This window comes from Flavisolibacter ginsengiterrae DSM 18136, assembly GCF_059568575.1.
In genome coordinates this window covers 321,903-347,560 of sequence record NZ_JCANTR010000002.1, presented here as the reverse complement: position 1 = coordinate 347,560, position 25,658 = coordinate 321,903, and the positions used below count along the sequence as shown (strand labels likewise).

Annotated in this window: 28 protein-coding genes; 9 read left to right on the top strand and 19 right to left on the bottom strand. The window is 40.5% G+C overall.

Annotated elements, in window-relative coordinates:
• Positions 1 to 82: 82 nt before the first annotated feature.
• On the top strand, positions 83 to 481 hold the full coding sequence (locus BP74_RS03495; RefSeq protein WP_496371118.1) for an ExbD/TolR family protein: 399 nt from the start codon (positions 83 to 85) through the stop codon (positions 479 to 481).
• 75 nt (positions 482 to 556) lie between these two features.
• Here BP74_RS03495 and prmC read toward each other — a convergent pair whose 3' ends face one another.
• Positions 557 to 1,453, bottom strand: a complete 897-nt coding sequence (gene prmC / locus BP74_RS03490; RefSeq protein WP_496371116.1) for a peptide chain release factor N(5)-glutamine methyltransferase — start codon at positions 1,451 to 1,453, stop codon at positions 557 to 559.
• A gap of 47 nt (positions 1,454 to 1,500) precedes the next feature.
• On the opposite strand from prmC, the gene ribD reads away from it, so the two are divergent.
• From ribD to BP74_RS03475, 3 genes are all read left to right on the top strand, one after another.
• Entirely contained in the window at positions 1,501 to 2,610 is a 1,110-nt protein-coding gene (ribD, locus tag BP74_RS03485) for a bifunctional diaminohydroxyphosphoribosylaminopyrimidine deaminase/5-amino-6-(5-phosphoribosylamino)uracil reductase RibD (RefSeq protein ID WP_496371114.1), read from the top strand.
• On the top strand, positions 2,597 to 3,208 hold the full coding sequence (locus BP74_RS03480) for an IMPACT family protein (RefSeq protein WP_496371112.1): 612 nt from the start codon (positions 2,597 to 2,599) through the stop codon (positions 3,206 to 3,208). Before ribD ends, BP74_RS03480 begins: the two co-directional genes overlap by 14 nt.
• Positions 3,209 to 3,478: 270 nt before the next feature.
• Entirely contained in the window at positions 3,479 to 4,777 is a 1,299-nt protein-coding gene (locus tag BP74_RS03475) for a hypothetical protein (protein WP_496371110.1), read from the top strand.
• 21 nt (positions 4,778 to 4,798) lie between these two features.
• Here BP74_RS03475 and BP74_RS03470 read toward each other — a convergent pair whose 3' ends face one another.
• The 3 genes from BP74_RS03470 to BP74_RS03460 form a co-directional block, all read right to left on the bottom strand.
• Positions 4,799 to 5,287, bottom strand: a complete 489-nt coding sequence (locus tag BP74_RS03470) for a nuclear transport factor 2 family protein (RefSeq protein ID WP_496371108.1) — start codon at positions 5,285 to 5,287, stop codon at positions 4,799 to 4,801.
• A gap of 142 nt (positions 5,288 to 5,429) precedes the next feature.
• The gene (locus BP74_RS03465; protein ID WP_496371106.1) at positions 5,430 to 6,536 is read right to left on the bottom strand and encodes a DUF6544 family protein; all 1,107 of its coding nucleotides are present in this window, start codon (positions 6,534 to 6,536) and stop codon (positions 5,430 to 5,432) included.
• Between the two features lie 143 nt (positions 6,537 to 6,679).
• Positions 6,680 to 7,918: an isocitrate dehydrogenase (NADP(+)) gene (locus BP74_RS03460; protein WP_496371104.1), complete on the bottom strand. Its 1,239-nt coding sequence runs from the start codon at positions 7,916 to 7,918 to the stop codon at positions 6,680 to 6,682.
• A gap of 263 nt (positions 7,919 to 8,181) precedes the next feature.
• Here BP74_RS03460 and BP74_RS03455 point away from each other — a divergent pair, with 263 nt between their 5' ends.
• Positions 8,182 to 8,778: a Crp/Fnr family transcriptional regulator gene (locus BP74_RS03455; protein WP_496371102.1), complete on the top strand. Its 597-nt coding sequence runs from the start codon at positions 8,182 to 8,184 to the stop codon at positions 8,776 to 8,778.
• 115 nt (positions 8,779 to 8,893) lie between these two features.
• Positions 8,894 to 10,000: an MBL fold metallo-hydrolase gene (locus BP74_RS03450; protein ID WP_496371100.1), complete on the top strand. Its 1,107-nt coding sequence runs from the start codon at positions 8,894 to 8,896 to the stop codon at positions 9,998 to 10,000.
• Positions 10,001 to 10,080: 80 nt separating this feature from the next.
• On the opposite strand, the gene BP74_RS03445 is transcribed toward BP74_RS03450, so the two are convergent.
• The 3 genes from BP74_RS03445 to BP74_RS03435 all read right to left on the bottom strand — a co-directional run bounded on the left by BP74_RS03445 (position 10,081) and on the right by BP74_RS03435 (position 12,246).
• Complete coding sequence (locus BP74_RS03445) at positions 10,081 to 10,806, bottom strand: pyridoxine 5'-phosphate synthase (protein WP_496371098.1); 726 nt, start codon at positions 10,804 to 10,806, stop codon at positions 10,081 to 10,083.
• A gap of 71 nt (positions 10,807 to 10,877) precedes the next feature.
• Positions 10,878 to 11,666, bottom strand: coding sequence for a DUF2452 domain-containing protein (locus tag BP74_RS03440; protein WP_496371096.1), 789 nt, complete (start codon positions 11,664 to 11,666; stop codon positions 10,878 to 10,880).
• A 61-nt stretch (positions 11,667 to 11,727) separates the two neighbouring features.
• The gene (locus BP74_RS03435) at positions 11,728 to 12,246 is read right to left on the bottom strand and encodes a GNAT family N-acetyltransferase (RefSeq protein ID WP_496371094.1); all 519 of its coding nucleotides are present in this window, start codon (positions 12,244 to 12,246) and stop codon (positions 11,728 to 11,730) included.
• A 97-nt stretch (positions 12,247 to 12,343) separates the two neighbouring features.
• Between BP74_RS03435 and BP74_RS03430 the strand changes: the two genes are divergently transcribed.
• Positions 12,344 to 12,562: a hypothetical protein gene (locus tag BP74_RS03430; protein WP_496371093.1), complete on the top strand. Its 219-nt coding sequence runs from the start codon at positions 12,344 to 12,346 to the stop codon at positions 12,560 to 12,562.
• A gap of 116 nt (positions 12,563 to 12,678) precedes the next feature.
• On the opposite strand, the gene BP74_RS03425 is transcribed toward BP74_RS03430, so the two are convergent.
• On the bottom strand, positions 12,679 to 12,822 hold the full coding sequence (locus BP74_RS03425; RefSeq protein ID WP_496371091.1) for a hypothetical protein: 144 nt from the start codon (positions 12,820 to 12,822) through the stop codon (positions 12,679 to 12,681).
• Between the two features lie 124 nt (positions 12,823 to 12,946).
• The gene (locus BP74_RS03420) at positions 12,947 to 15,553 is read right to left on the bottom strand and encodes a T9SS type B sorting domain-containing protein (protein WP_496371090.1); all 2,607 of its coding nucleotides are present in this window, start codon (positions 15,551 to 15,553) and stop codon (positions 12,947 to 12,949) included.
• A gap of 167 nt (positions 15,554 to 15,720) precedes the next feature.
• Here BP74_RS03420 and BP74_RS03415 point away from each other — a divergent pair, with 167 nt between their 5' ends.
• Positions 15,721 to 16,182: a DUF4268 domain-containing protein gene (locus tag BP74_RS03415; RefSeq protein WP_496371089.1), complete on the top strand. Its 462-nt coding sequence runs from the start codon at positions 15,721 to 15,723 to the stop codon at positions 16,180 to 16,182.
• Positions 16,183 to 16,240: 58 nt separating this feature from the next.
• On the opposite strand, the gene BP74_RS03410 is transcribed toward BP74_RS03415, so the two are convergent.
• Entirely contained in the window at positions 16,241 to 18,709 is a 2,469-nt protein-coding gene (locus tag BP74_RS03410; RefSeq protein ID WP_496371088.1) for a DUF5686 and carboxypeptidase regulatory-like domain-containing protein, read from the bottom strand.
• A gap of 209 nt (positions 18,710 to 18,918) precedes the next feature.
• Between BP74_RS03410 and BP74_RS03405 the strand changes: the two genes are divergently transcribed.
• Positions 18,919 to 19,419 (top strand): hypothetical protein, encoded by a 501-nt coding sequence (locus tag BP74_RS03405; RefSeq protein ID WP_496371087.1) that lies wholly within the window; start codon positions 18,919 to 18,921, stop codon positions 19,417 to 19,419.
• Positions 19,420 to 19,498: 79 nt separating this feature from the next.
• On the opposite strand, the gene BP74_RS03400 is transcribed toward BP74_RS03405, so the two are convergent.
• From BP74_RS03400 to BP74_RS03360, 9 genes are all read right to left on the bottom strand, one after another.
• A complete protein-coding gene (locus BP74_RS03400; RefSeq protein ID WP_496371086.1) occupies positions 19,499 to 19,801 on the bottom strand; it encodes a hypothetical protein in 303 nt (100 codons plus the stop codon).
• 138 nt (positions 19,802 to 19,939) lie between these two features.
• Positions 19,940 to 20,446, bottom strand: a complete 507-nt coding sequence (locus BP74_RS03395; protein ID WP_496371085.1) for a DUF4251 domain-containing protein — start codon at positions 20,444 to 20,446, stop codon at positions 19,940 to 19,942.
• A 101-nt stretch (positions 20,447 to 20,547) separates the two neighbouring features.
• Positions 20,548 to 21,498 carry an NAD(P)/FAD-dependent oxidoreductase gene (locus BP74_RS03390; RefSeq protein WP_496371084.1) on the bottom strand — a complete coding sequence of 317 codons (951 nt, stop codon included), beginning with the start codon at positions 21,496 to 21,498 and terminating at the stop codon, positions 20,548 to 20,550.
• 65 nt (positions 21,499 to 21,563) lie between these two features.
• A complete protein-coding gene (locus BP74_RS03385; protein WP_496371082.1) occupies positions 21,564 to 22,004 on the bottom strand; it encodes a GNAT family N-acetyltransferase in 441 nt (146 codons plus the stop codon).
• Positions 22,005 to 22,025: 21 nt separating this feature from the next.
• Positions 22,026 to 22,529, bottom strand: coding sequence for a GNAT family N-acetyltransferase (locus BP74_RS03380; protein ID WP_496371080.1), 504 nt, complete (start codon positions 22,527 to 22,529; stop codon positions 22,026 to 22,028).
• Between the two features lie 100 nt (positions 22,530 to 22,629).
• Positions 22,630 to 23,367 carry a metallophosphoesterase family protein gene (locus BP74_RS03375; RefSeq protein ID WP_496371078.1) on the bottom strand — a complete coding sequence of 246 codons (738 nt, stop codon included), beginning with the start codon at positions 23,365 to 23,367 and terminating at the stop codon, positions 22,630 to 22,632.
• Position 23,368: 1 nt separating this feature from the next.
• The gene (locus BP74_RS03370; protein ID WP_496371076.1) at positions 23,369 to 24,112 is read right to left on the bottom strand and encodes a nucleotidyltransferase; all 744 of its coding nucleotides are present in this window, start codon (positions 24,110 to 24,112) and stop codon (positions 23,369 to 23,371) included.
• Positions 24,113 to 24,236: 124 nt separating this feature from the next.
• Entirely contained in the window at positions 24,237 to 25,307 is a 1,071-nt protein-coding gene (locus BP74_RS03365; RefSeq protein WP_496371074.1) for a 3-oxoacyl-ACP synthase III family protein, read from the bottom strand.
• A gap of 136 nt (positions 25,308 to 25,443) precedes the next feature.
• Entirely contained in the window at positions 25,444 to 25,656 is a 213-nt protein-coding gene (locus BP74_RS03360; protein ID WP_496371072.1) for a hypothetical protein, read from the bottom strand.
• Positions 25,657 to 25,658 lie beyond the last annotated feature (2 nt).

Sequence of the window (25,658 nt, the reverse complement as noted above, 5' to 3'; positions counted from 1 at the left end):
TTGGCAGGATTAAAGTTTATGGTTGACTAAAATTGTTTGAATTAGGGTTTTAACAGCCAGAACAAACACCAGATATAGAAACATGAATATTCGCAGAAAATTAAGAGCCCATACAGAAGTACATACAGGACCACTGAATGACATCTTGTTCATTCTGCTGCTTTTCTTTTTGATCGCCTCCACATTGGCCAACCCTAACCTGGTGAAAGTTAACAATCCCAAGGGGTCAAAGGACATGAAAGCCAAACAAAATATTATAGTGTCTGTAAATAAGGAACACCAGTATTTTATGGGTCAAACCCCTGTGGATTATACCCATATGGACAGCCTGCTCAAGCACCAGATAGAAAATGCGAGGAAATTAGTTGATACGCCTTCGGTTATTGTCAATGCAGATACTATTGCTTATTGGGGAGAAGTATTTAAGATCATGAGCATTGCTAAGAAATACAATGCGAAAGTGGGCGTGCATGTGAAATAAACCCTGGTAATACCTGATTATATTTATTCAGGAAAGGGGTCAGTATTTTTGGCCCTTATGTAAAAAGATGCCGCATCATTTTTTAACCTTTACCATCCTGTTCTTGCCCTGCATATCTTTTTTCATTTCTACTGAAAAGTATCCTTCTTCTTTAAATAGGTGTGTAACCTGTATGCCCAGGTCTTCGTGAATTTCCATATACATACTTCCATTTTCGGAAAGATGGTTCCTTCCAAACATTGCCAATGCTCTATAGAAAACCAACGGATCATCCTCAGGTACAAACAGGGCTATATGGGGTTCATGCTCCACTACATTCGGGTTCATTTCCTCTTTGTCTTTAAGGGGAATATAGGGCGGATTACTGACCAGAATATTTACAGTAGGCAATTGTCTTTGTTGTACCAGGTCTAAAAAGTTCAATCCCTGGAAATCAACCCTTATATCCAAAGCCGAACCATTTCTTCTTGCTACATTTAAAGCTCCTTCGCTCACATCGCAACCCCATACTTCTGCCAGGGGCATTTCTTTCTTCAAGGCCAGTGCAATGCAGCCGCTCCCTGTACCTATGTCCAGTATCTTCAATAAGGTTGTTTTATCAGACTCTGTGGCATTCCTGGTAAATACGTTAAGCCCGGAGGCTTTTACATCTTTTACTATCCATTCTACCAGTTCTTCAGTTTCAGGGCGGGGTATTAATACTGAAGGATCAACATATAATTCCATCCCGTAAAACCAGCTTTTATTCATTATATACTGTATGGGTTCATGATTCAGTAATCGCTTGAGTTCAGCTAATAGGGTCCTATATTGGTCCCCGCTCAGTTCATAATCCTTCCTGGTTAATCTTTCATTTTTGGAAAGTGAAGTGATATGTTCTATCAACAGAGCGGCAATGTTCCGGGCTTCACTTTCCTCATAAACTTCATTCAAACTTTCAGTTAGGTACCTTTCTGCTGCTGCTAATTTCATTAACCAAACTTAAAGCATGTTGGTTTAAATTTGCCAATTGCAAAAGGATGAATGACCTGCATGAGATATATATGGCCCGGTGCCTGCAACTGGCACGATTGGGAATGGGTTATGTAGCACCCAACCCAATGGTTGGTGCTGTTTTGGTATATAATGATACAGTCATCGGGGAAGGCTACCACCAAAAATTCGGAGAACCCCATGCAGAGGTCAATTGTATACATTCTGTCAGCTTAGAGCACAGGGACCTGGTTAAGCATTCGGTTCTGTATGTTTCATTGGAACCTTGCGCTCATTTTGGTAAAACACCTCCCTGTGCCGACCTGATTGTAAAAATGGAAATACCTACAGTAGTTATTGGTTGTCGTGATCCATTTGTGCAGGTAGATGGAAAAGGTATCGAGAAACTCCGTGAAGCAGGAGTGAAAGTTATTACAGGAATATTGGAAGAGGAGTGTAAAGAGCTGAACAAACGCTTTTTTACATTTCACCAGCAGCTTAGGCCCTACATTGTTTTAAAATGGGCACAAACGGCTGATGGATATATGGCTTATAATGCCAGTGAACAGGATAACACTTTAGCTTCTTCCCGACTTTATATTAGCAATGAGCTCAGTAACCGCCTGGTTCACAAATGGCGAAGTGAGGAAATGGCAATATTGGTTGGAACCAGGACAGCATTATGGGACGATCCTTCTCTAAATACAAGGCTATGGCCTGGCAATAACCCTGTACGATTGGTTGTTGATAGGGAATTAACCTTACAGGCAGGCTTAAAACTATTTGATAGTTCCATACCTACTATAGTATTCAATAAAAGCAAGCATACCATTGAGGATCTGAAAATGGCAAGGAATATCCCGGGCGTACATTTTTATCAGCTGAAAGAAGGTGCAGGCCTTGTACAACAAATACTGGCTGCTTTATACAGTATGGATATACAATCCCTTATTGTTGAAGGTGGTTCCGTATTATTGCAATCTTTTATAGAAGAAGATCTGTGGGATGAAATTAAAGTGATCACCAACGAAGAAACGATTCTGGGGCAAGGTTTGGCTGCACCCAAATTTTATAATGAAGTATTGATACATTCGGTGCATTTATCTTCTGATACCATCCGCACTTATCGCCACACTGAAACAAATGAACCATTATAACACCATTGAGAAGCCTTCTAGTGCAGGATATAAGGACAGGGGCAGTCGTTTTTTGGCCTACGCTTATCCTGTTACTTCCGCTGATGATTTTAAAAAGTATTTAAAAGGGCTTAAAGAAGAACATCCCAAAGCTGCTCATCATTGTTTTGCTTACCGGATAGGAACCGATGGAAATAATTTTCGTGCAGGAGATGATGGTGAGCCTTCCGGGTCAGCCGGCAAGCCGATTCTGGGCCAAATAGACAGTAAAGGCGTCACAAATGTAGCCGTTATAGTAGTGCGCTATTTTGGTGGTACTTTATTAGGGGTTCCCGGGTTGATCAATGCTTATAAGATGGTCACTTCCCTTGCATTGCAGCTTACGCCTATTATTCAAAAGCCGATCCTGGAAATGTATGAGCTGAATTTTGATTATACGCTGATGAACGAGATCATGATGGTAATAAAACGATTTGGCTGCATAATTATTCAAAACGAAGCACAGTTGTTTTGCCGGATGGTTATGGGTATACCAAAAGAAAATCTTGAAAATTGTATCAATAAGATAAAAGACCTGCACGGTGTTGAGTTACGGAAAATGGCGGAAGGGAAAAAGTAAATTAGGGGGTTGACAAGTTGACTTCTTGAAAGGATAGAAAAAAGCTGTGGGTAAACAGTGTGGATCAAAGGGTTTATAATCTGAATACTTCTTATAAGGTTAAAAGGATAGGAAAGTATCAATTCACAATCGCAAAAATCAGTATTCTATCAAAATATCTTGAAAGACCCTAATGCTGCCTATTCCATTACAAGTATTGATTGACCACAATCAGTAAAACGTTAAAATGCAGTCATTGCTTTGAATAGCGGTTTGCTTTTACATTAGGGTATGATCACCTCTATACGCCAGGTCCTGGTCTTTTGTTGTTGCCTGCTGGTCATACAATGCTCAAAGAATTCAGGATCATCCGGGGGAAATCCTCCTCCTAATCCAAATACATTCACTATTTCAGCTTTAGCATACGATCCCCACACAGTTGCCTTGCGGCCCTGGTTGACAACCTTTACCATTTCCGGAAGCATCCATTTTGCCAATGCAAGCAACGGTGTACACCAGGTTAGGTTGAAAACATCGGCAGGAGCGGATCTTACACAGGATGTCCCTGTTAATAATGAATCAAGCGGTGTATTGACTGGTGTATTCGAGGTCGCCATGCCTCCAGGTCCTGCTACCTATACTTTCGAAATATGGATCATTGATGGCAAGGGAAATGCCTCCAATAGATTACCAGGAACTGTGCAGATCATTATTGATGATAGCGGAAAGTCCTGGCAGGAAACTATTATTCCAGGTACTTATCAGCCAAATAAGATCATTTGGGTGAACTCTCAATTTATGGCTGTTGGACATGCTGGGATAGTGATCACTTCTAACGGAGTATCGGGGTGGACATTGCAACATACAGGCACTAATAATATGTTATGGGGCATGACCTGGTCTGGAACACAGTATGTGGCTGTTGGCGAAAATAAAACCATATTAACCTCGCCGGATGGAATAAACTGGACCATTCGATCTATAGGTGACGTAAGCGATTTCCGGCTTTATGGCATTGTTTGGTCAGGTTCAAAATTTATTGCTGTCGGAACTAATATGGTCAATAATCAAACTGAGATACAAGTGTCCACTGATGGTATAGTATGGACTGCATCTTCTTTTACTGTTCATAGTGGTGAACTTACCTCCATTGCATGGTCAGGAAACTTATTTGTGGCTGTGGGTAGTTATTTTGTAGAAGGTGCACGGAAGCCCCTATTATTAACTTCTTCAAACGGTATTGATTGGACCAACAGATCCAGCTCCAATACTGGTGGCTATTCCTTAAATGATGTTATATGGACCGGATCTAAGTTTGTTACTGCGGGAAGTGGTGTATCGGGATATTCCAATGATGGCATAAACTGGAACTATGTTGCCAATCCAGCAATAGGATTATTTGGGGTTTGTTATTCAGGGAAAACTTTTGTGGGAGCAGGTAATGGCTTATTCACTTCCAGTGACGGGGTGAACTGGACACAAGCTTATCCTGATGATCATTTATATAATATTAGAAGCGTAGCATGGTCAGGTTATCAATATGTAGCCGTTGGTAAAGTGATGTTAATGCTTATTTCACCAGGCTATTAATGGCCAGGAAATTATATTAGCTTAATGGAGGCTAATTACCCTGGTGATTTTCCAGGTATTGTTGGTTTGCTGCCAGATAATAACAAATTTACCCGGATGTGATGGCGTTCCGGGAGGCTCCTGGTTGTTATGAAATCGGTGAATACCCATTTCAACTGCGCCAAAGTCTTTTATAGGATAAACTTCAATACTGCCTGCTACTAATTCCCTTGTCACCTTTCCACAAATGTTTTTTTGAAGCGCATCCATTATATCGTTTTTAGAAGTGGAAAGCCCTCCTTTATCATGGTAAAATTCAAGGGTATCAGAGAAAATACTTCTCTGCTTTACAAGGTCACAGGTATTGTAAGCTGTAAAATAGAAGCTGTCCCATTTAACAATGGTATCATAAAGGCTTTGGGAATCTGGAATGTATTTGCTGGTGGCAACAGTATTTTTGGATGAAGAACAGGCGAATAGAATACAACAAAATAGGATTGGCCATGGAGCTGAGGATTGCAGCGGTTTCATATAATTACATTATTTGGATATTATAAAAATGGCAAGATGGGTCAACACTAAAATAGGAAGACAAAGTAAGTTATGAATTTTACTGAGTTGAAAAATCGTTATAGTAAAGAGTTATGTATTTATCTATGTTGATGACGAAGTTTTAATTTTCGCCCAGGCTTTGTGGATTGTATTCAACATTGGTGATGGTAAAAGAACCATAACACAGATCTTCGCCTGGGAAATTATAAATAGTCTCAGCTATTGCAGGAAGTTTGAATCCCTTGATTTTTTTATAGCCTCTGACCGGTGTTGACCACGGTGTTTTGACAAAACTATCCCCGGCTATGGCATACCGGTCGCCGGATACAAAATTGGTCAGTTCACCATTTTTGGAGAAATAAAGTGTAGCGGAGACCGTTATGCCATTGCTGGTAAACTTTGCCTTTACTTTATTGTCATCAGCTTCCAGCCATTGGATCCTTTTGTCGATCAGTGTGGCTGGCGCCATGCAACACATATCATTGAAAAAAGTTACCGTTTCAGCAGTATCCATTTCTTTGCCTGACTTATACTGCACTTTAAACAGGGATAAAAGGCGTATGTCCATTGTAGCTTTGCCGTCAGCGAAGCGATGATAACCTGCCACAGGAAGCATTTTCATTGTTGCATTCATGAAAAAGAAGCGGCAGGGGCTATCCAAAAAATTGTATTGTGTGCTGGTGACTGGCATCCAGGATGAATGGGCATCTTTCCTTATCTGACCGGAAAATTCAACTTTGAAATGATTGACCATTGGTTTGCCTACAACTCCGCAATAATGTAAATATTTTTGGATGGCACCAGGAAGTAATAATATATCCTGTTCAGTTAAAACAGGAACATTTTTGTTCCTATGCTGCTCTAATTGTTGGCGAACATCTTTGTGATATTGGTCTTTAAACAGCGTGGATGCAACTGAAACAAGTATGCCAGCTAAAAGGAATACATTGATAAGGGTGCCAAACTTTGCATCCTTCCAGTTTAAAAGAATGAGATATTGTGATATTGCAAGGGCAATTGTTCCTGGTATCCACCACCATCCTTTATTGGAAAAGTAAAACAGGCCTGTGCTGATCATCAATAAAGATGCTGCAAGCCAAAGAAAGCCATTGAACCTGCTGATGTTTATAGAAAGTTCTGTGAGCCTGGCAAGGTTGAATGCTTTGGTAAATCCCAGCAAATGCAAAAGTCCATGCAGGACCAAGAGTATGAGTAGTGCTGGTTTCATTGCCGGAATTTGTTGTATAAATAGACAACTTCCAGGGCAAGGGGGCAATGATGTCCATACATCGAAATAGTGATATTGATCAGGACAAAATAAAAATGGTGCTTCCGTTGGGAAGCACCATTACAACCAATTCATTAGAAATATCAGGAGATACCCATTTTCTTTTTCAGGTTCTGATCAATGGCATCCAGGAATTCTTCGGTGTATAAATAATCCCTGCCATGTTCAACCTTGCCAGGATTGATAGTAAGTGCAAGGTCCTTAGTCATTTTTCCACTTTCAACAGTTTCTATACATACTTCTTCCAGGGCATTGCTGAAATTGATCAGTTCCTGGTTATTATCCAATTTGCCACGGAATGCCAGGCCTCTTGTCCATGCAAAAATGGAAGCGATTGGGTTGGTGGAAGTTGGATTGCCTTTCTGGTGTTCGCGGTAGTGGCGGGTAACTGTACCATGCGCGGCTTCAGCTTCCATGGTCTGTCCATCAGGCGTTACCAATACGGAAGTCATCAGTCCAAGTGAACCAAATCCTTGTGCTACAGAATCACTTTGAACATCACCATCATAATTTTTGCAAGCCCATACAAATCCACCATTCCATTTCATTGCTGATGCCACCATATCATCGATCAGTCGGTGTTCATAGGTAATGCCTGCTTCAGCAAACTTTTGTTTGAACTCTGCATCAAATATTTCGGCAAAGATGTCACGGAAGCGGCCATCATATTTTTTGAGAATCGTATTTTTTGTGCTCAGGTATAAAGGCCAGGCTTTCTGCAATGCCATGTTCATACAGCTTCGGGCAAAGCCACGGATGCTTTCATCTGTATTATACATAGCCAGGGCTACTCCACCTTCTCCTGTATAATTATATACCTCATATTCCTGTTTTTCGCCATTATCTCCTTCAAAGGTGATGGTTAATTTTCCTTTGCCTTTTACTACAAAGTCAGTGGCGCGGTATTGGTCACCAAAAGCATGACGGCCTACAACAATTGGGCGGTCCCAGGTAGTTACCAGGCGCGGAACATTCTTAATAACAATAGGCTCACGGAAAACAGTTCCATCCAGGATGTTGCGGATAGTTCCATTGGGGCTTTTCCACATTTGCTTCAGGTTAAATTCTTTAACCCTGTCTTCATCAGGAGTGATAGTGGCACATTTGATACCAACACCGTATTGCTTTATAGCATTGGCGGCATCAATAGTAACCCTGTCGCCTGTCTGATCGCGGTATTCAATGCCAAGGTCATAATATTTGATATCAAGTTCCAGGTAGGGCAGGATCAACTTGTCTTTAATGAATTTCCAAATTATCCGGGTCATTTCATCACCGTCCAGTTCTACCACCGGGTTGGCAACTTTAATCTTTTGTGTCATTTATGCGCGGTTTGTTTAAATAATCGGCAAAACTAAGGTTTATTTTAAGTTCGAGGTATGAGTTGGGTAAGGTACCTGCAAGAGAACCAGGGATATTTGGTTCAGCCGATTGAGAAATAACATGGGTTCTATCATACAATAGGGACAGAAGAAGAAGGAACTTCCGAAAGAAAAAGTTTATTAGTTGCTGTTCGGCAACTGAATGCAATAATTGTAGTAACTTATGGTTGCAAACTTCATTATCACCCACACAAGATGACAGCATGGAAAATGTACGACCATTTTTCCTGTTTCTTCACAAGTTTATTGATCTTAAGGAACAAGAATTCAATGATGATATCAGGCCATACCTGCAGGTGCGCCATTTTAGAAAAAGGCAGCCTTTATGTAAAATAGGTGAGGTGGAGGACTACCTGAATTTTATTCTTAAAGGATTGGTTTTAAAGTATTATAAAAAGGGTGATGGCGATATGATCACCCAAATCTCCACCGAAGGCCATATTATCCATTCGCAGGAATCATTTCACAGCCGGACACCATCCGAATACTGTGTTGAACCTATTGAGCCTACCACGGTTGTATCTATTAATTATGATAATCTGGAAAAGATTTATTCTAAGAGTGCCAATATGGAAAGACTTGGCAGGTTGGTGGTGACCTTTTCCATGGTTGTAAGGGACAAATGGTGGACTAATATGATACGCCTTAGCCCCCGGGAACGGTTCCTTGACTTTATACATAAGAACCCCGAGTTGCTGCAAAGAGTTCCTCAAAAATACCTTGCTTCCTACCTCAACATTCAACCTGAAACCTTTAGCAGGTTTAAACACATGCTCAAAGAGAAGAGAGTTCATCATTAGAGAATTCTCAATACATACCCAACCCTTAAAGCCGTGCATGAAATAAGTAATTGATAGATAATGCTGCCATGGTATATTATTTGTGCCGCTATAGGTTCATCTTTAAAAGATTACTATGAACCAGACATTAGTGCAAAGGCGGGAAAAGTCGGCTACAGAAGAAATATCCGTAGGCAGCAATAGTTGGATCGTGGCTCCGGGTGTGTGGAGGTTGAAAGACATTTTTGTGAACGTGTATATTATCCAGAACAGGGAAGCTACTGAGTGGGTACTGGTAGATACAGGTTTAAAATCAACTGCTTCAAAGATCAGAAAACTCGTAACAGGTTTATTTGGAAATAAAGGCTCCCGTCCCAGGGCTATAATCATGACCCATGCTCATTTTGATCACAGGGGGTCATTGCTCGAATTAGCTGAAGAATGGGGAAGTCCTGTGTATTGTCATCATATGGAACGGCCGTTCTTAACAGGTCAGTCATCCTATCCCCCTGCAGACCCATCTGTTGGAGGTGGTATGATGTCTTTATTATCTTTTGCCTACCCTAAATGTCCTATCAATGCGGATCAATATTTAAAAGAATTACCCAAAGATGGCACTGTCCCGGAATTGGAAGATTGGAAATGGATACATACACCAGGGCATACGCCCGGGCATATCAGCCTTTTCCGGGAAAAAGATGGGGTACTGATAGCAGGTGATGCTTTCGTTACTACCATGCAGGAATCATTACTGGCAGTGGCAACCCAGAAAGAATACGTTTGCGGACCACCAAAATATTTTACTCCGGATTGGGGAGCGGCTGCACGCTCCGTAAAGGAATTGGCAGCCCTGGAGCCCAACGTAATGGCTACCGGTCATGGACATGCTATGTATGGGACTGTTGCAAGGAAAGAACTGCACAAATTGTCCCGTGAGTTCTGGAAAAGAGGCATGCCTGCTACAGGCCGGTATGTAAAGGAAGCTGCCGCATTTGATGAAAACGGAGTGCCTGTTCATATACCTTCAGCTAAGGGCATTTTGATCAAAAAAATTGCCATTGCAGCGGCTTTGTTTGCGCTGGGTTATATTATTTCAAAACAAAGAAAAAGCGCTACAGGTTTAAGTAAGCTCGCGGCAGGTCAGCTTGGATCGGCACTCAAATCTTCAGCAATGGGAGCACTGGGTGTAACAGCTGCGGCATCACCAGCTATTCCCAGTGTTCCTTTGATACCTGCCATTTAAATTACCTTACATGAAATGACTATATCTCCACCAGGTGGTCTTTAGTCATTTCATTATTTAAATCTGTTCTGGCAGAGAATTTATTCAGCAAGTTGCCGCTTATAGATCTGGATGGTATTTTCTAATCCCAGGTAAATGGCATCGCTAATGAGTGCATGTCCAATACTTACTTCATCCAGCCAGGGGATATTTTGCTTAAAGAATTTCAGGTTATTGAGGTCAAGGTCGTGTCCTGCATTTAAACCCAGGCCTAATTCTTTTGCTTTTTTTGCTGCAGCAACATAAGGCGTAATGGCAGAATTCCTGTTGCCTGATGCATATTGTTTTGCATATCCTTCTGTATATAATTCAATCCGGTCCGTTCCGGTCCTCGCTGCACCTTCCACCATTTCAATTACGGGATCAACAAAAATGGATACCCGGATACCTGAAGATTTAAATACGGCAATCATTTCCTTCAAATATTCCTTGTTTTTAAGGGTATCCCAACCATGATCCGAAGTTATCTGGCCCAATTCGTCCGGAACCAGGGTTACCTGGTCGGGTTTATTTTCCAGTACAAGGTCAACAAATTTTTGTTCCCTGCAATTACCTTCAATATTGAATTCTGTATTGATGATCTTCTTTAAGTCCCTTACATCGTGGTAACGTATATGGCGCTCGTCTGGCCGGGGGTGAACCGTGATACCATCAGCACCAAAACGCTGGGCATCTATGGCTACTTTTACCAGGTCCGGATTATTACCCCCGCGGCTGTTGCGCAACGTAGCTATTTTATTGATGTTTACAGAAAGATTTGTAGACATAGAACAAAATTAAGGAGAAGCCTGCAGGTGTATTATAAAACCCGTTTGACAAATGATTTTCTGACCCTTATTTACAATTCCTTCCAGGTATGATCGGCAAGCAGTTGAACTGTTGCAATAAATTTATTAAAAGGCATGGAGGCTCCCCATTCAGTGGGAGAAATTAAGGAGATCATATGACAACCATCCTGTTTTTCATACAAATAATAAACTTGCCCAATCTCAGGTTTAAAGGAGATCCCGGCATTATATATAAGCATTGACAGTTCCTTTCTTTTGTGGATCTCCTGTGCCTGGAGTGCCAGGAGTTCTATTTGTTTGCGTATTTGCTCTAACTGCATATTGGTTTGTTCTTCCATGGCAGTTAAAGCCTTATGCCTGATCACTCCTTCTTCTGTAGATTTTATTACGGCACCTGATACCGAAGCGGAGTAGGGGAGCACACTCATTTGTTTATGGTAAAACTCTGTATTGGTATATGTAGACCCATTTTCCCTGCTGCCTTGCTGGGTGATCTTTAAATATCCATTTGGCTGTATTTCATGTACTACATGCAGCAATACTTGTCCTGACCTGTAGAAATGTGTTTCAAAACTGATACTATCAATAAAGGACACCTGCACCTGGTCTGCAAAACTATGATCCTCATACGCTTGTAGTTCCGCATTTGCCATGACCCTGAAAACAGAAGAAAATCCTTTATTTTCCAGGCTTGTCCAACTATGACTGATGATCAATTCCTTCTTAGAGTCTGCAGTTTCAATTTTGTAAATTCCAGACCTTGGACGCTCTCCGGATTCATAAGTGCCTTTTTCAGGGAATAGTTGCCAACTTCCCAGGAAGTTATATGCTTTAATCATTTATCTCCATTCTTTGATTTAGGAAAACTTTTTTTGTTTCCTTCTAGATTTATTGATCCTTTTACAGTTTTTTTTCCATTACTAGGAACTCAAGTGGTTGTTTAGGTATTCCAAACCTGGGATCATTCGGGAATGGGCGACGTTCCGCAGTTTGATGATACCCTCTTCTTTCATACCATTCAATCAACTCCTTCCGAACGGTGATCACGGTCATCAAAATACTGTGACAACCCTCTGATCTGGCAAATTGTTCAGACGCCTTCAGTAAATTTTTTCCAATACCTGCAGCCTGCAGTTCAGGTGAAACAGTCAACATTCCAAGGTATAGATTATCGCCCTGGATTTGGAGATATACACAACCCGCAAGTGCATTTCCCATTGTGCATTTTAAAATGACGGAACCTTCCTGGTGTATCATTTTATAAATTCCATCTTCATCTGTCCTTATTCCATCCAGTAGGTCAGCCTCGGTGGTCCAGCCCTTCTTTGAACTATCGCCGCGGTAAGCACTGTTCACTAATTTTACCAGGGCTGGAATATCCGGGTCAGAGCAAATAGAAAATTGTAGATTTTCAGGCATTTCACAAAAATAGGAATGGGGAATTGTATTCTTTTTTTAGATTCAGGAATGTTATTTGTGAAAATAACTTTACAATCTCTGTTGATTGATATTAGCGATGATGAAAGAAATTGAGCAAAACGATTTGCGTACCCTCCTGGAAATTTATATGGATGAAGCAAAAGAATTTTCAAAAGCATTGGAATCCGGGGCAACATGGAAAATTTTACAGGAGAAGAGGGGAAAAGTAAGGGTAATTGGTGAGCTGATCAGTAAAAAGTATGGCGAAATGTATGGAGAAGAAAGAACACGAAACTTAACTCCATACAATGATTAAACTATTCTAATAAGTGCCTGCCTGTAAAACATACTACTTAAAAAGACAGGCACCTTCTTTTAGAAACTTTTGAATTGATTAATAAGCCCGTAAAGGATTTCAGCATATATATGAATTCAGGCAAGGCTATTAACAAGAACATAAAAGCTGATTCCCCAAAATGCAAGGAACATAAATATCATAAACAGGGCAGTATTAAAGTTTATTTTTTCTGCCTTCACTTCAGTTTGCTCCACTAATCTTTTCCACGACTGTTTCATAATATTTCGATTTGAAAAGAATAATTCGAACAATGTGCCATACCATGAAATCATTCTTAAAAAATCCAGGTTTGCTACAATAATTATCCATCCTGTGGAGCTATAGCCTCAATTTGAAGGCTAATTACCTGATCAGGGTTACTGTTCCTTTTTGTATATAAAGTTGTCCTTTATAATCTGTGGCTTTTACTTCCCAAACATATGTCTGGGTACCTTGTGGTGAACCATTTATCCTCCCATCCCAACCTCTTCCATTTTGTAAAGTTGCAAAAACCAATTGCCCCCACCTGTTATAAATGCGGAAATATTCAATTTTTGCCATTCCTGCTGCAATTGGTCTGAGTAGATCGTTCCTGCCATCATTGTCAGGTGTAAATGCATTGGGAACAAATATGATGGGATCTGTTTGAAATACCCTGACAGAGATGAATGCGGAGTCACTACATCCAGCTTCGTCGAAAACCTGAACCATGTATTTGATAACATTTACGGGTTCGAAAAAGGTGGCAACAGGGTTATGAATAGTTGTAGAAGAAAGATTCGAACCGGGTGACCATTCATAACCTATTCCCCCTGTGGCATTTAATTGTAATGGTTGTCCTGATACAATGGAAGTATCATTTCCGGCAAAAGCCTTTACTTCAGGAAGCACTGTGATGAAAACACTATCGCTCGCTGGTTTTGGGCAACCCTTATTATCAGTTGCGGATAATACAAAATAAATACTTTCCCTGGGATGCACGTTAGGAGCCAGGGTACCTTGATCATTTATCATTGCATCCGGCGACCAATAAAACTTATTCCCATTGGTAGAACCATGTAATTGAGCTGCCGATTGAAAACAGATGGTAGTATCCACCCCTGCGTTCACTACAGGATAAGGTACAACCTTCACAACTACTTGTTTTGTATTGGAGCAATGGCCTATCCTGGAGGTGACACTGTAATTTGTAGTTGAATCAGGCCTTGCAATGGTATTGAAAATAAAAGGGTCCTGAATGCCTGCAACAGGAGACCAGTTAATGTTTAGACCATCGGTAATGCAACTAAGTTGTGCCGGGTCATTGGCACAAATCACAGTATCATTACTTGCCTGTAATGTAACAAAATCAACTACCCGAACTTTCAGTGAATCTTTATTCGTGCATCCATTATCATCCAGGTTAACAAAGTAGTTGGTTGTAGATGTGGGATGAACAAGGGGCGTAGCTGAATTAATATTGACCATGCCCGTTGAAGGCGCCCAGGTAAATGTCCCTGAGCCAATAGCTTTTAAATTCAAACTATCTCCATTGCAGATCAATGTATCACGAAAGCCTAGTGTTATGGGAGGCTTATCTACAATATTTATTAATTTATTGATTGAGTCCCTGCATCCTTTGGTGGTAGTTACGATCAATTGAGTGAGTTTGGGTCCTGTTTGCGCATGTGTATAGGAGGGGTTTCGTTTATGAGCAGTATCATTCGTGGAGGAAAGATCTCCAAAATCCCAAAACCAGGAATTAATAACACCATACACTGTTGTTGAATGATCAGCATACAATGTTGGTTTATTCACGCATATGCCTGTGTTTGTGAAATCTGTGATTTGCCCTGGATAAACTCTTGCCAGGGAGGTAGCCGAGTCAGTGCATGCCTGGCCTGAATTGATAGATAATTTTATTGTATAAATACCTGTGTCGGCAAAATTGACTGTGGGAGATGCATTCGTAGAACTAAATACAGTAATACCCGAACTGTTTATAAATTGCCAGTTATAAGAATTGATCAGGGGGCTCGTTGATAAATTAGAAAAACTCATTGAAATGGAGTTTGTGCATAAAAGGTATTCAGGTAATAGGGATGCAGCAGCTATGGAACATTCAGCAATATTGATTTGCAGGTCCTTCCTCTGGGTTGCTATAACTGTTCCATGTCTTATTTCCTGTACACAAACTGTAACGACATAAACTCCGGCAGCGGGAGCAATGCCCGTAATTAAACCTGTTTGTTCATTTAGTTTTACTGTATTGCCTAGAGGTGATGAGCCACTAAAACCGTGTCCATAGGGCACCGGGTCGTACGGAGGAGAGGGAGGAACAGCATTGGCACCACTGGTTCCGCTTTGATAAGCATCACAAAAAGAATAATGCAGTTCATCTCCATCTGCATCCGTTGCAGCAAAGCTGTAAGAAAATGTATTATTGGCGCAAACTACAACCAGGTCATTCCCTGTAAAATGAGCACTGTTATTTTCTACCGCGTTACTTATAGGATCTGTTCCCGGAATTTCTGATGTATAGGTAGCACCGATCTGGCTATAGCCCAATATAAGATTGTTGATCCCTGCGATGCGAAAATTCACCTGGCCGACTATTAAATAACCTGCCGTATTGGATGGCAGCGTGATAGAGAATTCATAATAGCCTATGACATAACAAACTGTTGGGGGATCGGAAATGCAGGGATTTTGAGTATTCAGGCTGATCGTAGATTGATTAGCCAGGGGAACTGGTATTTCCTGTACCCGTTGATTGGTTTCCCTGTCAAAAATAGCAATCGTCGTAGGGTCATTGAATCGTCTTCCACTGTTACAACGCATGAAAAGCTTGAGGGTGACATCATATTTATTATCAGTTCCGCTCTTCCCGGCAAAACTGTAAAACATCTCACCTCCTGTAATATGATCGGCCCTTGCCTTGAAGGAAAAGGCAGTGAAAAGCAATAGTAGAAAAACAATAAACCTTTTCATAAAATGATAAAGGCTTATCCAGGTTATTGTATTTTATACAGGAAAAAGGTGCATTATGAATATACGTAAATTTTTGCAAAAGGTTGTCTGCTAATAATCAACTGTCGTCCTGAATTTTCCAAATGGCAATAACAATTTATAAGTTTGATGCCTGCTAATTTTGTTGCATGTATTCGAGACAAGAGGCTTCGATATTGAAACAGGAATTCTGGACCAGTTTCGGACAGTATATGAGTCCTGTTTTATCATCAGAAGGCGGGAAGATCAATTGGGTGAATTATAAAACAGGGGAAAAGGGAATTCGGTTTAAGATGCATGCAGATAATAAATCTGCCTTTATAGGGATAGTGTTAACTCATAAAGATGCCGGTGTAAGGGAATTATATTTTGAGCAATTGCTGGAAGTAAGGAAAATAATGGAAAGTATTATACCTGGCACCTGGCAATGGCTATTACATTCACAAGATGAAAATGGACAACCTATAAGCATCGTATATGAAGAAATTGGAGAGGTAAACATTTTCAAAAAAGAAGACTGGCCTAAGCTGATTTCTTTTTTCAAGCCCAGGATAGTAGCCCTTGACGAATTCTGGAATATGGTAAAGTATAGTTTTGAAGCATTGAAATAAACTACAGTTGCAGCTCATTCAGATCCTGTATATTATTGATGAGCCGTACAGGTAGGGATTAATTCCATTTATTTCTACGCTTATCCCAGGTAGTGAATCCAACTTTAAATTGAACCGGGTTCTTAAATTGATTGGCTGCAGAGGTTACCACATAAGCGCCAAGTTTAAACTTGGTAAGTGGGTTAAAAGGCCATTTGAAGACCCTTTCAATTCCGGCAAATAATTCACCATAACGCAGGTCTCTTTCTGGTGCTATGAGAAAGCCTCCACCCACAATCTCCCTTAGTTGTAGTTTCTTCAATAATGGTATCTTATTGATCAGGGCACCATTGAATTCGTGGACCATATGGGCATTATAGAAACGTTGAAACAGGGGAAAGGTGGAATCAAGTGCCTGGAAGGCTTCATCGGGATTCATAAACAGGAAGGGGTCACCTTGCCGTTGGTAGGAATAATCAAGCAGGCGCAGGTTTTTTTGATTGAGATAACTTCCCGTTCGGGCAGTATACCGTGTAATTCCAAGCAGGCCCAGGTTGATCTTTTGTTCCAGCCCAAATTCCAGGTAGTCAAAATCTGCAATACTATTAAAAGGTCCCGGGAAAGCTCTTTTGAATGTAACGAATAAGGTTGGCCATTTAGATCCCAGGATGATCTTCTCCCTTGGCTCCCGAACATAACGTTGCCTCGGCGTGTATTTTAAAGTTACAAGACCATACACGGCATTATAGGGGTCAAAATAAACAGGTTGATTATTATCCAGGATGTCTTTCAACAGGCTATCCAGCCGGGCGTTGGTTTTATATCCTTTTACTGACCTGCGTAGGGCAATATCCCCTTCTGTATATAAGAATAATCCATTGGCAATTTCCAAACCATGACCAACAGCAAAATAATTATTAAGAAAATAGCTGCTTCTTTTGATCTGGTTGATCCAGGCATCTCCCTGGAAAATGCGGTCAAAATTCCTGTTGACCTCAAACATATAATAACCCCTGTTGAAAGGGTTATACATGCGTGTCAGTTTTATGCTGCCATTAATATCCTTATTGCGAAAACCATAACTAAGGTCGGAGTAAAGCGTAAGGTCTTTCCTGGAGGTATACCTTTTAAAATAGTAAAACCCAAGATGCGCACGGGCACCACCAAACTGGAAAGGTTCATACAGGGAAATGATGGGAGGGATCATCCATGTTCTTTCCTTCTTCCTGTCGATCAGTGTTTGACCAAACAGTCCAATCTTCTTCCAGGTGATCTTATTATTGGCTTTTTCAATTGAATCAAGATAAGCCTCCGTATGTGTGACCCTGAATATGCTATCTCTATAACGGATAAAACGAATTTCCCTCTCGCTTAAAGGTACTGTTCTTACTGTTTGCCAGAATGAGCTGTCCTTTTCATAAGCTTCCTGCGCAGTGGCACTTACTTCCACACCAAAATGTTTCTTCCCAAATTGCTTGTTTAATTCGTAATCTGTGTAGGTAACCAGGGTTTGTCCGGAAAGCCCGCTCTTTTTTGATTTGGTAAAATAACTAAAACGCTGATCCTTCAGCATCCAAGCAGTATCATGAACAAAGGCATAGTTTTGTTCCACTTCAAAAAAATCATACTCAGGAAGGTGGTAGGAAGGAAAAACAAAACGCGTGTGTAAAATGGCCCAGGTACTATCCTGGATCGTCATTTCTCCTTCAACAGTGGCATTACTTATTTGCCGGGGTTTTACAGAAATGATATATACCCGCTTACCCTCCCTTTTTTCAATCTTCAGCATTTTAAATTTATAAGCTAATAAACCACTATAGCTGACAGGAGATAGAAAAGGTGTTTCTGAAATGGTAGGAACCTTAACCAGGTTATTGTAGAAATTAAAGTCACCGGCTGTGGCGGATAGGTAAAAAAGATTGGCAGCTGCATCCCCGGAGCTTTTTACACCAAGACGCTCTTCCTTAATATGTTGGTCAGATTCATGATCCAGTTGCAACAACACCTCAGTCATGGCCATTCCATTGAGGTCGGAATTAAAATTATGAAATAGGGAACTGTCTACCCGGGACCTTTCTTTTTTCCCAAGGGATGAATCCTGCTGGATGGCTTTAATGTACATGCGGACAGAATATGGGCCCGCAGCCCCTACAATCTGGTCTTTCTGCCTGATAGTATTCTTTATGATCTCCTCAGAACGGTCGCGGATCTTTACCCTGATGACAATGTCTTCCATATTTTTCGTGTCATCCTCTTCCATGATGATATTCTGTATATAATCCTTATTGAGGGTCAGTTTTAAACTTTGCTGCTTATAACCAACCATGCTTACCATAAGATCATAAGTACCTTCTTCAAGGGTTAATCCATAAGTGCCATCTTCCTTGGTGATAGTACCAGCCTGTGATTGTTTGACCTGTATGCTTACAAAGGCAAGGGGTTCGAGTTTATTATTGGTAACCTTTCCACTGATGCGGTAAGTAGTTTGGCTATATAATGAAGAAACAACAAAAAGTAAACATAAGGAGAGAAGGAGATTTTTCAACATGTATGGGATCTTGCCTCTCAAAATTCGATAATAAGATTTAGCCTTAAATGTATGGTTATAATTTTCAAATGGATTTAACAATGCAAATCTGCTGGTAAAATACTAAACCAACTGAAAGAAATAGAGCCCGGCCGGTATGTTTACCCTATTTTAACATTAACCTTTCCGATTACTGCCATATTGCTATTATTTTTATTACTTTATAATTTATGAAGGCGTTATTATTCTGCGTTTTTTTAGTACCCTTGTTTGCATCTGCCCAGAATTGTGAGCTTAAAAAAGAAAAAGATCCTTTTACACAGCAACCCCAACTCTCAACGGGCTTTTTGCGACTTTCTTCCTGGGGAGGGCGTTTTTCATTGAACATGGTTGCTGATGCCAGGGAAATAAAATTGTTGTTTTCCCTCGGGGAAGGAAATTGTTTTGATGATGAATGTTCTGCTGCTTTGACCTTCGATGGTACACGTACCAAAAGCACTCAAAAGAACGCTACTGCCATGAATTGTGATGGAATTTTTACTATTGTTTTCAGAAACGCCACAACCACCCCTTCGGTTCTGCAAAAAATGACGCAACAGAAACTAAGTTCAATTGTACTGACTGATAACAATAAAAAGAAAATAGAGATTAATCTTAAGGATGATGAAAAGCAACAGGTTCTGGAAAGGGCAGGATGCATAGTAAAAGAGGCAAAGACCCTGATCCAATAAATCTATGCTTCAGATCTAAACTGTTTTTCCCTGGTGATTATTCAGTGCCCTGCCAGGTTATCTGGTTTTTACCTGGGTATTATTCTTCGGGTTCTACTACATCCCATGGCGTTAGCTTCTGCCCATCAGGGGCACTTTCTTCATCAATTGATTTTCTATCTGCCACTTTTTCTTCCCTTTCTTCAAGCGCTTCCTCAGTGGCATCATCAAGAGGTGGGGTCATGCCTACCCTAACATTCCTGATATCTTCTTCCGTAATCACATCATCCTTGTTTTCAAGGTGACGTTTTACAATTCTTTGTGTATCGCTTTGGAATTGTTCCCCAGGTTGGACGGTATTATTATCATCCCCAGGTTGAGGGTTCAAACGATCTTGTGACATAACATTGATTTATTATAACACTTATAGTAAAAAAGCTGTGCCATTAATCGTTAAACCCAGTAAAAAATGAAAAATAACCTGACCTTTATTAACCTTGGGTTTACATACTAATGAATAAAGCTGGCGACACCAATAATATTAATTTAATGTATTCTTTATAGCTTCTACATATCCATTGAAAGAAATAGGGTCCCTGTTATTACTGATCACCTGTAACCTGGCATTTCCATTTGGAGCTATGGTAAGAAATAGTTGACGGACTTCCTGAATATTTTTAGGCAAGATCGTGATCTCCCAACTATTCTTTTTGATCCTGGAATTATAATTATTTTCCCCGGAAGTGAATTGTATACCTCCTTTGCCTGGATCAATTGGGGCAATATAAGCCCGGCCGAAATACGGCAGGTAAGCTGTTAAGGTATCACCCTCTACTTTCAGGTCATACTCTGAGGTCAATTGTCGCATTCCACCGCGCATGGGAAGGGCAGATTGAGCCTTGAAAATATAATGCTTTGACTGTATGGCTTTTTGTAAGGTTATTTCTTTGCTTTCCTGGGCAAATGAACTTATTGAAATAATAAAAGTACTTATAAAAAACACGAGCTTAATGCCTGACCAGGAGGTTTTTAAAACACTGTGCTTCATGTAAGTACAATATCCAAAAGGTATACCACTGGCTTAATAAAGATTCAATTTTTGCTTACCTGAAAGTTAAATCTGTATCCATTAAAACTACGCTACAAACTTTAGGATTTAATCGTGATTGAATGGTTCTTTGAATGAACTTTGTGGAGTTTTTGAACTGTTTCTTTTTGCAATTCTTTATTGATGATCACCCCTGCTTTGGCGCCTTCAGCAGCGGCAACTACTACAAAATGCATGTCTTTGGAGGCATCCCCGGCTACGTACAATCCTTCAATATTAGTTTGTTGAAAACGATTGGTAACGACTACGCCTTTTTTACTCATTTCGCATCCAAAGGCCTCCGCCAGGTCACATTGTTGTTTATAGCCATTGACAAAGAATAGGGCGTCACATTCCATTTCTTCACCATTTTTGAAAATGACCTTTTGCAATATTCCATTTTTTCCTTCCAATTTTTCAATAGGAAGTTGTATGACCCGGATGTCATAGGAATCCAGTTGTTCTTTTTCTATCGGTTTAATTTTGTTTTTACCATCAGTGAATAATACAACAGAATCACTCCAGCCTTTTAATGTTAATGCCAGTTCAGCTCCGTCTTTATTTCGGGCATACACAGCTAATTTTTTATCCCTGATTTCCCATCCATCACAATAGGGACAATGAAAAACGGATTTACCATAAAGCTCTTTGAATCCTGGTATGTCGGGAACATTGTCTGTAAGGCCGGTTGCAACTAATAATTTTCTTGAGGTATAAGTTCTGCCTTCTTCATCCCTTGCCACAAACAATCCTTCATCATTTTTTTCGGCCTTCACAATTTTCTTGCGCAACAATTGCACGCAGTATTTCTCCAATTCCTGGTGGCATATTTTAATAAAATCAGTGGGTAGGATATCATCGCGGGTAAGGTAATTATGCATTCCATGCGATGACTTGTTGCGATAGTTACCTACATCAAACAGCAAAACCTTTCTTCTGCATCTGCCTAAGACTATTGCTGCATTCAAACCTGCCGGCCCTCCACCAATAATTATACAATCCTGTATATCCATACACCATGATTTACCCGTTTGTTACAAATAGGATGCTAAGGTTTTTGTAGGGAACGTTTGACCAGCTAAAGGTCCAATGTATAAAATATATCTTCAGCTCTTACCCAGCCATTCTTTTCATAAAGTGATTGAGCTGGAAAATTGTCACGTGCTGTCTCCAGCAATAGCCATTTAGCCCCGGTATCTATGCCGTGTTCCCTGGCCATATTCAACAATGTCTCTGCCACGCCGGAGCGCCTGGCAGATGGCTGCACATAAAGATCATTCAATAACCATGCGTTCTTTAAAGATACAGAGCTGAATATAGGGTAGAGTTGAGTGAAGCCGACAGCATTTTCTCCATTAAAGGCTACATAAATTACTGATTCATTGCTAAGCAATCTTTCGCTTAAAAATTCCCGGGCTGCTGCAATATCACCTTGCTGCTTATAAAATATCCTGTAGGCGTTAAATAAAATGGAGAGTTCGTCAAGATCTTGTAACGTGGCTTTTCTTACAGTTATCATTTGTTTCTATTCAATTCGTTCTTATTCTTTGCGCCTGATGGCATAAATAAGTTCATCCAGGTATTCATTGTTCTTATACAGGCTTTTTTCAAATTTACCCTCGAGTGTAAAACCTGCTTTTTCCAAAACACGCTGTGATGCCTTATTGGTTCCAAAAGGGCGCGCAAAAATGCGGTTTATATCCCAATTGGCAAATCCATACCGGGTCATTTCTATTATGGCGTTGGTAATGATTCCTTTTCCCCAATAGGGTTCTCCCAGCCAATAGCCCATTTCTGCATTCTTACGATATATATCCGGCTGCATATGCAAGCCAATTCCACCCACTGCCTTTCCTTCCACTTCAATGGCAAGGATATTTGGCGGTCTTCCTGTCGAAGCCATTTCAATAAAACTGGAGGCATCCTGTAGTGTATAGGGGAAGGGAAACCTGTCAGTCATATACCTGGCAATATTATAATTGTTAGCATGGTAAACCAGACTTTCACGGTCATCAAAGTCCCAGGATCTGAGTGTAAATTCCATAATCAATATATAATTCCAACTTTTAGTTGATATATCTATTGAAAGGTATTTATTATTTAAATGATCTGGCCTTCCCGGGTTATTATCAGATGGGATTGTATCAGGCTTCCAGGATGTAAAAAGGAACGGTATATCCTGCTTTTTGCAGAATAGGAATAGCAACATTATAAACAGCTATTCCATCACTGGTCCTTCCCTCAAGGGATCCTATATGCGCATGCCCATGAAATGCAGCAAGAACTTTATGCCTGTTTAAAGGCTCTGCCAGGCGGGAACATCCTAAGAAAGGGTAGATAGGTTCGGGCTCACCAACCACAGTATCTTTTATAGGAGAATAATGTAAAACTGCAATTTTCTTAATGTCTCTTTGCTCTGCATCAAGACGCGACAATGCCCTATCAAGGTGTAATGCTTCATCAACAGCTTCCTGCACAAAAGCCTTCATGGCACCTTCGCCAAAAAATGAGAGCATATGTTTATCAAAACCACCACCAAATCCTTTAACACCTGCAAATCCAACATCTCCAATAATAATTGCCTCGCCATCCAGTATATGAACGCCGGTTTTCAGAAGTATCTGGCGGATAAGCTTATGCCTGCCCTTTTCAAAATCATGGTTGCCCAATACAGCAACAACGGGTATGGTGCATGCTTTTAGTTCTTCCGCCAACACCTGTGCTTCCATTTCATCTCCAGTGTCAGTTAAATCCCCGGCAATGACAAGGATCGCTGCTTGTGATGATATTTCTTTGAAGAATTCCACCCACCTGCCTTTATCACCTTCTTTTACATGTATATCCGCTACTGCTGCAATCCTTGTTTTTTTATTTTCCTCCATCCTAAACAGTTTTGATCGTATAGGTTTTATAATCCCATTCCTTGATATCTACTTCATATTGTGTTTGGTCAATCATTGGCCCGCGGCAAACTTTTTCATAAGCAGGAGGCAAATCGTATTGCTCATGTGCCCTTCGCATCAATTCGTCAAAAAGCCATTTGGGAATGATCTCATGGTATTCAGAAGGATAAACAAACTGGAATTGCAGCAGCTGGGCCAGTAATATATGCCAGTGCGGATCCATGTGAAATAACAAGCGTTTCCAGTCAAAGTTTCTTCCTGTTTTTAATAGCACATGGTTCACATCTGCTCCATCATATCGTTCCCTGTTAAGAACATATAGTTTGCAAAAAACCAGTTCCTCAGGTGCTAACAGGGATACATCCACGCCAACAAACCTGGCCTTTGTTGCATGTTGCAGCCAGGAGTCATCTACCCGGCAAATATTGTTCACGGTGTCAAATATGATATCTATGAAATAATCTCCATGATACACTTTTGCCAGCCATCGAACATCATAAAGATCAGTCCGGTAACCTTTCTCAGCAAAGTACTTGAGAATGCGGGGATAATCACTTGGTTTGCAAAATATATCCAGGTCTTTTGTGTCCCTGTAAATGCCTGTATAGTGAAACATGGCAAAGGCTCCTCCCAGCATAAATGGGACGCCGCTTTCATTTAATATGTCCAATGCTTCTTTGTAAAATGCATGTGCTTCTTTTCTTTGCTCTTCTGTAACTATCATAAATTCTTATTGGCTTTTACGCTATTACTTTCCCGGCTTCAACCCTTGCATAGGTAAAAAGAACGTGCCAAAAGAAAAGGTGAAGGAAACCTTCACCCTGTTAGAAAATACTTTATATAATTGCTTATACCCTGTAACAGATAGCATTGATGTTCATTCCCGCCCCCACAGAAGCAAAAAGAATAATATCACCTTTTTCCAATTGGTGCCCGTTTACTTTACCTTTTAAGGTTAGATCATACAACGTAGGTACAGTTGCAACCGAACTATTGCCAAGCCATTGTATGCTCATAGGCATAATGTCTTTTGGTACAGTTGTAATATTATACAGCTTATACAGCACTTTAATAATGCCTTCATCCATTTTCTCATTGGCCTGGTGAATGAAGACCTTTTTCAGATCATGTATATCCACGCCAGCTTTATCCAGGCATTCTTTCATGGCTTCTGCCACATATTTGATGGCGTATTCATAGACCTTCCGGCCCTTCATTTTAATGTAGCGGATCCGGGGATCACTTCCGGGGAAATATGATTGTCCCAGTTGTATGTAATAAGCTTCGTCGGTGCAATGACTGACTGCGGAAGAGGATAATATGCCGCTGATTTCACTTTCTTTATATTCTATCAATGTAGCACCTGCGCCATCGCTGAAGATCATGCTGTCGCGGTCATATTTGTCAATAACCCTGGATAGGGTTTCAGTTCCTATTACTAATGCTTTTTTAGCAACTCCCGCCTTAAAGAAGGCGTCAGCTTGTATCATACCCTGTACCCAACCCGGGCATCCAAATAAAACATCATAACCTACACAATAAGGATTGCGAATCTTTAGGTTGTGTTTTACCCTGCTGGCAAGAGAAGGTACAGCATCAGTTTGAATAGTATGCTTGATAACATTGCCGAAATTATGTGCTACAATAATCTGGTCAAGGGTCTCAGGATCTATTCCGCTATCCTCAATTGCTGCCTGGGCAGCAATGGTGGCAATATCTGAGGAATTCAGGTTGGAAGGAGCATATCGCCTTTCAGCGATACCAGTTATCTGTTGAAATTTATCCACTACTTCCTGGGGCGCCGTTTCAATTCTTTTGTGATCCTCAGCGTAGAAGTTGTGCACAGTAAAGTCCCTGTTGCTAACGATCTCGGATGGAATATAACTACCTGTGCCTGTAATAATAGTTTTTTTCTGCATAGATGTATTGGTCTGCTATTTAAAAAATAGCAGCAATCGTTGCAGTCAAATATAAACTATTTCAAAAAACAAGAGCTGATAAAGCTCATGCGTAAATTGGGGAATAAAAAACCCGGTTTTAACCGGGTTTTCTTTATTATTCATCATTCAATGTTTCTGACGAACTGCTGTTCTCATTGGAACTTAACTCACGTGTTCTGTAGTTGCTCCACTCAGTACCCTGTTGCGGATTAGATACATTTACATCTTCACCTGTATTCTCCTGTTGACGCGATTGTTGATCCCGACCTTCCAAATCCTTTTGTTGCTGTCCTGGCTGGTTTTCCCTTCTGATGTTCTTGTCTTCCATGA